This window comes from Sphingopyxis sp. H053 (genome assembly GCF_001468225.1).
Classification (GTDB): Bacteria; Pseudomonadota; Alphaproteobacteria; order Sphingomonadales; family Sphingomonadaceae; genus Sphingopyxis.
On record NZ_LNRU01000013.1, the window covers coordinates 19,260 to 26,456 of the forward strand.

Sequence of the window (7,197 nt, forward strand, 5' to 3'; positions counted from 1 at the left end):
AAAATACTTAGGTATTTAAGTTTATCTGTCAATGTGCTTTACGGTAACGACAAAGTCGACGGGAGAGAAGAGATGGATATCAACGGCAAAACCGCCATTGTGACGGGCTCGGCGGGCGGAATCGGCCGCGCGACCGCGGTGATGCTGGCCAGCCGCGGCGCGGCGGAGATCGCGCTGGTCGATGTCAACGAAGCGGGGCTCGCCGAGACCGCGCGGCTGGTCGAGGCGGCGGGGGCGCGGGCGAGCACCCACGCACTCGACCTGTCGGACATTCCCGCGACCGAAGCCTGGTTCCGTGCGCATGGCGACGTCGACATTCTGCACAACAATGCCGGGGTGGTATCGGGCCTGCCGCAATTTCCCGACGTCGATGCCGCGCGCATCCGCTGGATCATCGACGTCAACATCACCTCGCTCGTCGCGGCGACGCAGATTGCGGTGCAGGCGATGCGCCAGCGCGGCGGCGGGGTGATCGTCAACACCGTGTCGACGGTGGCGCTTGGCACCGGATTCTATGACGCGATGTATGCGACAACCAAAGCGGCGGTGATGATGTTCACGCGCTGCTGCGCGCCGTTGAAGGACGAATGCAATGTCCGCGTCGCGGGCATGTTGCCGGGGCTGGTCGATACGCCGATCCTCGACACTACGGGGGCGGGCGGCAAGTCCGAATGGATGAAGACGGTGCTCGCGAATAACGAGGCATGCCGGCCCGAGGATATTGCGGGCGGCGTCATGGCGCTGATCGAGGACGACAGCCTCGCGGGCGGTGATTGGGTTGCGGTGCGTCGGCTCGGCGGCAAGGTCGAATATCAATGGGGGCATGCCGACACCGTATAACCACCCTTCGTCATTCCCGCGAAAGCGGGAACCCAGCGAGCAGCCGTTGCTACTGGGTTCCCGCTTTCGCGGGAATGACGAGATAAGACGTGCTCACCGCGTCGGCGCTTCCAGCATATTCTTGCCGAACAGGTTCGACCATTGCTCCTCGGTCAGCACCGGGCGCGCGCTCGACAGGTTCGCGGCATTCTTGACGTCGGTCCCCGCCATCACCGCGGGCCGCTCGCCGATGCGGGCGAACCAGTCGGCGACCGCGGGATAATCGTCGAGCGTCAGCCCGATCGCCCGGATCGCGCGCGTCCACGGCCAGGCGGCAATGTCGGCGATCGAATATTCCTCGGCGAGATAGTCGGCCTCGCTCAGCCGGCCGTTGAGGACGTGGAGCAGGCGCAGCGTTTCGTTGCGATAGCGTTCGACCGGATAGGTCTGCCCTTCGGGCGCATAGCGGATGAAATGATGCGCCTGTCCCTGCATCGGGCCGAAGCTTGCCATTTGCCACATCAACCATTGCTGCGCCTGCGATCGGCGGCGCGGGCTTTCGGGAAGCAATTGCCCGCTCTTTTCGGCGAGATACAGCAGGATCGCGCCGCTCTCGAACACCGGCAAAGGCGCCCCACCGCCGATGGGCTCGTGGTCGACGATCGCGGGCAGGCGGCCGTTGGGATTGATGCGCCGATATTCGGGGGTAAGATGATCACCCTCGAGCATGTTCATCGCGAGCAGTTGGTGCGGCAGCCCGACCTCTTCGAGCATGATCGACACTTTGTGGCCGTTCGGCGTGGGCGTGAAATAGACGTCGATCATCGCGCGGTTCACCCCTTCACACAGGTCACGACCGCGATCGCCGCTTCCCTGTCGAGGAAAGCTTCGATCGCGGCCGATCCCTGGGACATCATATTCGAACCTAGAACTTGATCCCGGCCTCGACCGAAATGTTGCGCGTGGGTTCGAGATAGAGGATCGCGCGCGGCGCCGCGGTGATCGGTGACGGCAGGTTGAATGCGCTGCCGACCGTCTTTTCGTTGGTCAGATTCTTGCCGACGAGCGCGACGTGCCAGCGGTCGTCCTGATCGGCGAGCTGGACGCGAAGGTCGAGCTTCACATAGCCGTTCTGGACGCCGAAGATCGGGCTCTGGTTGTCCGAGTTGAAATATTTCGACCGCGCCGACGCGACGCCGGTGATGTCGAACTTCAGATCGCTCGACAGGTCGAAGCGCGCGTGCGCTGTTACGCTTCCCGTATATTTCGACGAATAGGCAACAGGGTAACCGGCCAGGTTATTGTTCGCGACGTGGTTCGGTTGCGTCCGATCGGTCTGTGCGGGATTGCAAACCGACAACGGCTGGCTGGCGAGGCAGGCCGCGCCGGGATAGTTGTCATATTTGATATCGGAATAGGCGGCCGACGCGCTGATGTCGAAATTGGGGGTCGGAAAGATGCTGAGCGATCCTTCGAGGCCCTTCGACGTTGCCGCGGCGGCATTGCCGGTCAGGTAGCTCGAGATTGCGGGCTGATACACCGAAACCTGCAGGTCCTTGAACTTGGTGTGATAGGCCGAGAGGTTCGCGACGACCTTGCCGTCAAACAGCGTCGATTTGATGCCCGCCTCGAAATTCTCCGACTGTTCGGGTTCGAAGGTGAAGGTCGCGCTGGTCGTGCCGAGCGTGTTCGACACGAAGCCACCCGATTTCGAGCCGCGGCCCCACGTCGCATAGACCATGATGCGCGGCGCAATGTCATATTGCAGCGTCACCGACGGGTCGACATTGCCTTCGCTGATCGAACCCGTGGCGCTCGAGATCGGGCGCAGCGCGAAGGGGCCATAGACGAGCCGCGAGGCGAAATCGCCGTCCTTCTTGGTGTGGCTGTAACGCAGGCTGCCGATCGCGCGGAACGCATCGCTGATGTTAAATGTCGCCTGGCCAAAGACCGACCAGGATTCGGCTTTCTGCCGGAAGAGGCTGTCGATGCGGCCGAAATAGTTGAGCGCCGCGATGTTGAAGCCCTGAAATTGCTCCAGCGTGTAATCGGACTTGTCGTAATAGGCGCCCGCGATGAATTCGAAGGTCTTGCCCGTCGGCGACAGGATGCGGATTTCCTGCGAAATCTGGTCGAAGCGTTCGGGGAAGGCATTGTACACCGAATTGGGAACAACGGCGCCGCCGCTGTTCGGGATCGTCTGGTCGAAGCCGTTGACGATCTTCGACTTGAACCAGCTGTAGCCGGTGACCGAAGTCAGCGTGAAGTCGCCGAGCGCGAGGTTGCCGACGCCCGAGATCATCACCGACTTGTTGTTGTTCCCCTCGTCGCCGAGTGCCGAGCGATCGAGGTAACGCGTGGTCTGCGGATCCTGGCCGCTGGTCAGGGGGCTCGACACGGTGATGCCGCCGATGACTTCGCGGTTTCCATACTCGACCTTCGCGGTGTAATCGAAATTGTTCGACGGTTCCCACTTCACGGTCAGGCGCAGCAGCTGCGACTTGATTTCGGGATCGTCGTGATCGGTCGCGCGGTTATAGATATAGCCGTCCTGGTTGACGATCTTGTACGCGAAGCGCGCGCCGAGCGTGTCGCTGATCGGCCCCGACAGATAGCCCGAGAAATCGGTGCCCTTGTGGTCGAAGTTGTAAAGGCCGGTGATTGCGCCTTCGAAATCCTTCGTCGGACCCGCCGACACGACGCTGACCGCACCCGCGGCGGTGTTCTTGCCGAACAGCGCGCCCTGCGGCCCGCGCAGCACCTCGACGCGCGCGAGGTCGAAGAAGGGAGCCTGCGCCTGGCGGTTGCGGCCGGCATAGATGCCGTCGACATAGAGCGAGACCGACTGGTCGAAAGCGAAGTTCGCCGGCGGCGAACCGAAGCCGCGGATATAGATGACGTCGTTGCCCGCGGTCGACTGAACGAAGACGTTCGGCGTGTAGTTCATCACCGCCTTGATATCGCTGGTGTTGAACTCGGCGAGCTTGGCGCCGCTCACGACTTCCATCGAAATCGGCACGTTTTGCAGATTCTGTTCGCGCTTTTGGGCGGTGACGATGATTTCGTTTGCGTTGCTGTCGTCGACGTCCGCCGTGTCGGCGGGGGCTGCCTGCGCCATCGCCGGTGCGGCATTGGCTAGCATCGCGATCGCCGCCACGCCGGACAGCAGGAACTGGTTATGCGCCTTCATCTTCACCCTCCCATAGAGCTTATCGTCGCGGTCCCGGAAAGCCTTCCGATCCGTCAATCTGATTGACCCTTAGTATACTAATGGTTTTATGCTTGTCCATAGGCAGGAAGAGGATTCGCATTATGAACGAAGAAAATACGCAGACCGCCCCGATCGCACTCGCTACGCGCCATCTGTGCACCGTCGAGTTCGAGGTGGGGGGCGGAATCATCGGCATTGGCGTGTCGCCGTTCGGCGACCAACGGCTCGGCTATATCAGCGGCGGCCGATTTTTCGGTCTGCGAATCAATGGTATAGTTTTACCCGGCGGCGGGAACTGGTCGCGCAGCGGGCGGCTTGGCGACGATGCTTCGGTCGGTACCTTCGATGCCCGCGCGGTGTGGCAGACCGATGACGGTGAGCTCATTTACCTCAGCTACACCGGGCGCAACATCATTCCCGACGATGTGCGCGCGACCTTCATCGATCCCGCTGTCCCCGACGCCGACCCGTCGCGATACTATCTGCGAATCGCGCCGGTGTTCGAAACCGCGAGCGCCAAATATGGCTGGCTGAACGGCGTGCTCGCGGTCGGCGTCGGCGAACGCACCGATTTCGGGGTACGCCATGTGATCCACGAGATACTCTGAAATGATCGACCTCCATTATTCGGCGACCCCGAACGGGCAGAAGATCGCGATCATGCTCGAGGAAATCGGCGAACCCTACCGCGTCATTCCCTATGACATTTTCGACGGCGACCAGCTGACCGCCGAGTTCGGGCGCATCAACCCGAACCACAAATTGCCCGCGATCGTCGATCAGGATCCGGCAGGCGGAGGCGACCCGATCACCGTGTTCGAGTCGGGCGCGATCCTGCAATATCTCGCCGAGAAAAGCGGGCGCTTCCTGCCCGCGTCGGGCGCGGCGCGCGCGGCAACCCTGTCATGGCTGACCTGGCAGGTCGCGGGCCTCGGACCGATGGGCGGGCAGGCGAGTCATTTCCTGCGCTATGCGTCCGCGGGGGAGGACTATGCGGTCGAACGCTACACGAAGGAAGTGAAGCGCCTCCTCACCGTGCTCGAAAAGCGGCTGGAGAAGAGCGCCTATGTCGCGGGCGACGATTATACGATCGCCGACATGGCGATCTGGCCGGGTCGCGCTTCCGCATTCGTGATGGGCATGGACCTCGACGAATGGCCCGCGATGCATGGCTGGTTCGAACGGATCCGCGGACGCCCGGCGGTGGCGCGTGCGATGGCGCGCGAGGATCTGAAAGCACCGGCCAAATATGTCGGCCGCCACCAAAAGCTCGACGACAAGGAATGGTCGAACATGTTCGGCGACGCGAACCATTCGGCGGTGAAGGGGGATTGAAGTCGAGGGATCTGTCGAGCGTCTGCTTTCGACCGCTAGTTGCCGCTCCACCTCTTACTTCGTCATTCCCGCTTTCCCGGGGACACCGATGTTATAACTCGCTGGAAATAGCTATCTGAACCTTTAGGGCCTCCCGGAATTGGCAGCTTTGCGGCCAAGATCGGTCCACCCATTATCCGGCCCTCAGCGCGGCTTCTAATGGCCTCAGCCACCGCAGATAGGCATGCGATCGGTCTTGCTCGTGATGAATGGGCGCCCGAACCTGCTGGGCACTCGGCGTGTAAATGGCACGCGAATTTTCTTCGGGTCTGAGGCAGGAGGACGCAAAAGGAAGTCGCAGAAAGCCAAGCAGGGCGCGTATCTCCCGCTCTGTGTTCGATACAAGCCGCGCATGATCGAGGCGGTACAAGCTGCCGGGTGCCAGACCCTGCATCATTTCCATCATCCCAAGATAATGGCGATAATATCGGCCGAGATCTTCCAGCGTGTTCGGAAAGTCGGTGTGGCGGTTGAAATAGGTCGTGTAGGCCGAAAAGCAGCAGGCCAGCGGGGCGCGCCGCACGTCGATAATTCGCGCGCCCGGCAGGATCCGGCGAATGAGTGCGACAAGGCGCCAGTTGGCCGGCATTTTGTCGGTGAAATAGGACCGATCGGTGCGGCGATAGCACCCCGCTCTCGTCAGATAATCCGTGCCGAGCTGCGCTGCTTCGGCGTGCGTCAATGTCTGCAGGCGGCGGACAAAGGCATCGGGCGAATCGAAGGCACCGATCGAGGCGGCGACTTCGGGCAATGCGAACAATTCGCCGGCGCCCTCGACTTCGGGATGGCTGGCGAGGATTTGTTCGACGAGCGTGGATCCCGAGCGCGGCATGCCCACGATGAAAATTGCGCTATCCGCTTGTGGGGAATGATGGGTCGCTGCCGCGAACAAGGACGGTCGCAATCTGCGGTGGGCCTCGACGAACGCCGCGAGCCCAGCTCTGTCATAGGGAACGAGGGTGTCGCGGAGAGCGTTGGCTTCGGTGAATTTCTCGAACGACCTTTCGAACGCACCGTGCGCGCCGTGGGCACGGCCAAGCGCGAACAGAAGCTGGATCTTGTGATGGGGGTCGCGCACGAGGACGAGGGCCTTCTCCATCGCTGCGACATCGGTGTCGCCAAGCATGGCGGGCAAAGTGGCAAGCCCCAGCCACGCGGGGCCGAAATCGGGCGCGAGCTCGACCGTCTGGCGAAAGACGGCCGCAGCCTCGCTCACGTCGCCAACGGCGGCGAGGTCGCTGCCGAAATTCGCCCACAGGAGCGGCACGCCCGGAGCGGCAGCGACCAGCGCCCGGTGGACGTCGAGCGCGTCCGCCGCACGGCGCTCGCCCGATAATATGCCGGCCTTTATCGATAGCGGCCAGATCTTCGACGGCTGACGGTCTATCTCGCGGTCGAGATGGGCCAGCGCTTCGTCGGCACGACCGGCGCCGCAGAGGAAGGAGGCGAGCGCGGCGTGCGCCTGGGCCGCGTCGGGTTGCGCGGCGACCGCCATGCGCAGGGCCCGTTCGTCGGGCGGGGGGGCGGATTCTGCGTTCATCGACGGAATGTGGGTCAACATCGTGCCGCGTGTCTAGAGACGGGCTTGCGGTCTGTGCAAGTTTCTCGGGCCGGGCGAAGGTTCCGAAAAGGAGCGGCACGATGTTACCCCGGCCGTAGTTTCCCGTATCGACACCGTGACTTGCCCGCATTTACTCGTGCCTGGTAACCATTTGATAATAATTCGCTCTGTAGTCGATCACTCGTGTCATCTTCCGGCCGTGCCGGGAGGCTGGCCTGGCCTTCCGCAGGGA

At 62.4% G+C, this 7,197-nt stretch carries 6 protein-coding genes; 3 read left to right on the top strand and 3 right to left on the bottom strand.

All coding sequences use genetic code 11. From position 1 onward, the window contains the following. Nucleotides 1–72: 72 nt before the first annotated feature. Nucleotides 73–840 (top strand): SDR family NAD(P)-dependent oxidoreductase, encoded by a 768-nt coding sequence (locus ATE70_RS20485; RefSeq protein WP_058539423.1) that lies wholly within the window; start codon nucleotides 73–75, stop codon nucleotides 838–840. A 93-nt stretch (nucleotides 841–933) separates the two neighbouring features. Here the strand turns inward: ATE70_RS20485 and ATE70_RS20490 are convergent, their stop codons facing one another. Both ATE70_RS20490 and ATE70_RS20495 read right to left on the bottom strand, forming a co-directional pair. Continuing rightward, nucleotides 934–1,644, bottom strand: coding sequence for a glutathione binding-like protein (locus ATE70_RS20490; protein WP_058539489.1), 711 nt, complete (start codon nucleotides 1,642–1,644; stop codon nucleotides 934–936). 100 nt (nucleotides 1,645–1,744) lie between these two features. After that, on the bottom strand, nucleotides 1,745–4,009 hold the full coding sequence (locus tag ATE70_RS20495) for a TonB-dependent receptor (RefSeq protein ID WP_058539424.1): 2,265 nt from the start codon (nucleotides 4,007–4,009) through the stop codon (nucleotides 1,745–1,747). Nucleotides 4,010–4,131: 122 nt separating this feature from the next. On the opposite strand from ATE70_RS20495, the gene ATE70_RS20500 reads away from it, so the two are divergent. Then, the gene (locus ATE70_RS20500) at nucleotides 4,132–4,638 is read left to right on the top strand and encodes a DUF3237 domain-containing protein (RefSeq protein WP_058539425.1); all 507 of its coding nucleotides are present in this window, start codon (nucleotides 4,132–4,134) and stop codon (nucleotides 4,636–4,638) included. 1 nt (nucleotide 4,639) lies between these two features. Continuing rightward, a complete protein-coding gene (locus ATE70_RS20505) occupies nucleotides 4,640–5,365 on the top strand; it encodes a glutathione binding-like protein (protein WP_058539426.1) in 726 nt (241 codons plus the stop codon). Between the two features lie 172 nt (nucleotides 5,366–5,537). On the opposite strand, the gene ATE70_RS20510 is transcribed toward ATE70_RS20505, so the two are convergent. Beyond that, on the bottom strand, nucleotides 5,538–6,944 hold the full coding sequence (locus tag ATE70_RS20510; protein ID WP_197411525.1) for a tetratricopeptide repeat-containing sulfotransferase family protein: 1,407 nt from the start codon (nucleotides 6,942–6,944) through the stop codon (nucleotides 5,538–5,540). Nucleotides 6,945–7,197 lie beyond the last annotated feature (253 nt).

What these genes read in the sequence shown, in the direction of transcription:
- ATE70_RS20485 (WP_058539423.1), top strand. Translation starts at nt 73, where the DNA reads ATGGATATCAACGGCAAAACCGCCATTGTGACGGGCTCGGCGGGCGGA.
- ATE70_RS20500 (WP_058539425.1), top strand. Translation starts at nt 4,132, where the DNA reads ATGAACGAAGAAAATACGCAGACCGCCCCGATCGCACTCGCTACGCGC.
- ATE70_RS20495 (WP_058539424.1), bottom strand. Translation starts at nt 4,009, where the DNA reads ATGAAGGCGCATAACCAGTTCCTGCTGTCCGGCGTGGCGGCGATCGCG.
- ATE70_RS20510 (WP_197411525.1), bottom strand. Translation starts at nt 6,944, where the DNA reads ATGAACGCAGAATCCGCCCCCCCGCCCGACGAACGGGCCCTGCGCATG.
- ATE70_RS20505 (WP_058539426.1), top strand. Translation starts at nt 4,640, where the DNA reads ATGATCGACCTCCATTATTCGGCGACCCCGAACGGGCAGAAGATCGCG.
- ATE70_RS20490 (WP_058539489.1), bottom strand. Translation starts at nt 1,644, where the DNA reads ATGATCGACGTCTATTTCACGCCCACGCCGAACGGCCACAAAGTGTCG.